Annotated in this window: 4 protein-coding genes; 1 reads left to right on the top strand and 3 read right to left on the bottom strand. The window is 67.3% G+C overall.

The window, feature by feature from the left end:
* Positions 1-265 precede the first annotated feature (265 nt).
* Positions 266-1222, top strand: a complete 957-nt coding sequence (locus GH737_RS13925) for an aldo/keto reductase (protein WP_196233204.1) — start codon at positions 266-268, stop codon at positions 1220-1222.
* Here the strand turns inward: GH737_RS13925 and GH737_RS13920 are convergent.
* The 3 genes from GH737_RS13920 to GH737_RS13910 all read right to left on the bottom strand — a co-directional run.
* Entirely contained in the window at positions 1219-1356 is a 138-nt protein-coding gene (locus GH737_RS13920; protein ID WP_155265382.1) for a hypothetical protein, read from the bottom strand. The two genes, GH737_RS13925 and GH737_RS13920, sit on opposite strands and share 4 nt — an antisense overlap.
* A 28-nt stretch (positions 1357-1384) precedes the next feature.
* Positions 1385-2695, bottom strand: a complete 1311-nt coding sequence (locus GH737_RS13915) for an amidohydrolase (protein WP_155265381.1) — start codon at positions 2693-2695, stop codon at positions 1385-1387.
* Positions 2695-3155: DUF4893 domain-containing protein (locus GH737_RS13910; protein WP_155265380.1), on the bottom strand; the 461-nt coding region annotated here is incomplete at its 5' end. The genes GH737_RS13910 and GH737_RS13915, both read right to left, overlap by 1 nt.

Raw genomic sequence — 3155 nt, 5'->3', positions numbered from 1 at the left:
GGCGCTGAGCCACGCCCAGCATGCGGTGACCGCGAAGGCGCCGAGCAGCAGCCGCTGCGCCGGCCGCCGCGCGGCATCGCCGAGGCGCCACAGGGTCAGCGCCGCGAACAAGGACGCGGCGAGCCCATGGCTCCAGAAGCCGATCAGCGCGTCCATGCGCGCGCCACTGTCAACTCAGCCGACATGCGCGCAGGTGTCGCTAAACTTTACAAAGAAGTGGTGAACGCTTGCCCGCGCGCGGCGTCGCGGCCATGCGTGCGGCATCATGGCAAAGCGCAGGATCGGCAGCAGCGAGCTCGTGATCGCGCCGCTCGTGCTCGGCGGCAATGTCTTCGGCTGGACCGCGGATCAAGCGACCAGCTTCCGAATCCTCGATGAGTTCGTCGATCGCGGCGGGACGATGATCGATACCGCGGACGTCTATTCCTACTGGGTCGAGGGGCACCAGGGCGGCGAGAGCGAAAGCGTCATCGGACGGTGGTTGATGCGCGACCCCGGCAAGCGCACCAAGGTGCAGATCGCGACCAAGGCGGGTTTCAACGAGGGACTGGCGCCGCAGGTGGTGAAGCGTGCGTGCGATGCCTCGCTCCAGCGGCTCGGCATCGACTCGATCGACCTATATTATCAACACAAGGACGACCCGTCGGTGCCGCTCGCCGACAGCCTCGGCGCCTTCGACGCGCTCAAGCGCGCCGGCAAGATCCGCGCCGTCGGTTTCTCGCAATTCTCCGCCGAGCGCCTCGACGAGGCGATGAACCTTGCGGCATCAGAGGGTCTCCAACGGCCGTGCGCGCTGCAGACCTGGTACAATCTCGTCGAGCGCGAGAAGCTCGAAGGGCCGCTCCGCGACGTCGCGCTCAGGCACGGCCTCGGCATCCTGCCCTTCTACGGGCTCGCCAACGGCTTCCTCACCGGCAAGTACCGCACCCGCGACGACCTCGCTAAATCCATCCGCGGCAACCGCGTGGAACAGTATCTCGAGGGCCGCGGCATGCGCGTACTGCACGCGCTCGACGCAATTGCTGCCGAGACGGGTTCGGCCGTGGGCACGGTGGCACTTGCATGGGTGCTCGCGCAGCCCGGGATCGTCGGTGCGCTCGCCAGCGCCACGAGCGTCGAGCAATTGTCCGAGAACATGGCCGCGCTGACGCTCGAGCTCAGGCGCGCCCACATCGACCGGCTCAACGACGCAAGCGCCGCATCGGCCGCGGCCGACGCCTAGCGAATTCGCGCGGGGCCTTCGCCGGATGAGGCGCGGATACGCTTGAGGATCGCCTGGACGGCGACGGCGGTGAACGTCGCGACCAGCGACAAGGCGGTCGAGAGCAGGAAGAGTCCAAGGAAGGTGGTTGGCATGGGGAGGCTCCTCGCCTGAGCTTAACGCCTATTTCTTCAACAAATCCAGCGCGGCGACGGTCATCGCCTCGGTCGCCGTCGAGATCACCGCATCCGCGTCGGGCGCCCACAGCGGGCTGTGCAGCGCGGGGAGCTTCGTCGTGTCGCCGCCGACGGCATCCCATTTTTCCTTCGGCACGCCGCCGACCCAGAAGATCACGCTCTGCTTCGACTTGTCCGCGAGCCAGAAGCGGCCGAAGTCCTCCGCAGCCATGACCGGCTTGGGCTCGGTCACCCGGTCCTTGCCGAAATATGATGAGAACAGCTGCGTCAAACGTCCGGAAAGCTCCGGCGTGTTGAAGGTCGCATCGGCCGAAGGCTGCTCAATCTCGACGGTCGGCATCCTGTCCTCCGGCATGCCCGCGGCGATCGCCTCGCCGCGCACGATGCGGCGGATGCCGTCGAGCAGCAGCTTGCGCGTCTCGGGCGTGTAGCTGCGAACCGTTAGCGCCAGCTTCGCCTCGTCGGGGATGATGTTGCTCTTGGTGCCGGCATGGAAGCTCCCGACCGTGACTACCGCAGGCTGCTGCGGATCGTTCTCCCGGCTGACCAGGGTCTGAAGCGCGCTGACGATGCGCGAGGCGAGGACGATCGGGTCGCGCGTGTTCTGCGGGTAAGCGCCGTGCCCGCCGACCCCCTTCACGTCGACGTTCACCGTATCGACGTTGGCGAGCACATAGCCATTGGTGACGCCGATCACGCCGGCGGGCAGCGTCGCCGCATCGTGGAAGGCAAGCAGGTAATCGGGCTTGGGGAAGCGTGTGTAGAGGCCGTCCTGGAGCATCGCCTGCGCTCCCATCACCAGCTCCTCGCCCGGCTGGAGGACCATCACCACGGTGCCGGACCATTGGTCCTTCATCGCCGCGAGGCGCTTCCCGGTGGCGAGCCATGTCGTCACGTGCGTGTCGTGCCCGCAGGCGTGCATCACGGGGGTCTCGGTCCCGTCGGGAAGCTTCCCTGTGACCTTCGACGCGAAGGAAAGGCCGGTCTGCTCCCTCACCGGGAGCGCGTCCATGTCGGCGCGGATCAGCAGCACCGGCCCGGGGCCGTTCTTCATCACCGCGACGACGCCGGTCTTGCCGACATGCTCGGTCACGTCGAAGCCGAGCTTGCGCATCTCGCCCGCGAGCAGCGCCGGCGTGCGCACCTCCTGCATCGACAGCTCGGGATGCGCGTGGAGGTCGCGATAGAGCGTCATCAGCTGCGGCATGTCGGCGCGGATTGCGTCCTGCAACGCTGCGGCGCTTGCTGTGGTGGTGGCGGTCATCGCGGCGGCGGCAAGGAATAGCAGCTTTCTCATCAACGTGCTCCCGTGGAGGATGGGACCAGCTCGATGACGTCGAGCTGCGATTCGAAATGCGGCTCCGGCATCACCAGCCGCCAGCGGTTCGGACCGACGCGCTCGACATAGCCGGCGACGTCGCGCAGCTCATCCTGGCTATATTGGAGCGCGCGCGTTTCGTCGCCGAGCACGAGCGTGCCGAGGAAGATCTGGCGTACCGCGTCGCCCGGGAAGATCAGGCCGACATAGCGCTGGGAGCCGCCGAACTTGTTGAATCGCTGAAGCCCGCGGTCGGCTTTCACCCGGCAGGAGAAGGGCGGATAGGCCACGTAGGGAAGGTTGCCCTCGGCCTTGGCGCCGATCTTGATGATTCGGCAGGTGAACAGGCTGTTGGGAACGGCCGGCGGGCCGAGCGCCGCGTCGGGGTCGAGCAGCGCGCCTTCGCGCTCGATCTCGGCACCGTGGCCCCCCGTGCGCG

The organism is Sphingomonas segetis (genome assembly GCF_009720245.1).
GTDB lineage: Bacteria > Pseudomonadota > Alphaproteobacteria > Sphingomonadales > Sphingomonadaceae > Sphingomicrobium > Sphingomicrobium segetis.
The sequence above is the reverse complement of the archived record's forward strand: the minus strand, read 5'-3'. Positions and strand labels throughout refer to the sequence as shown.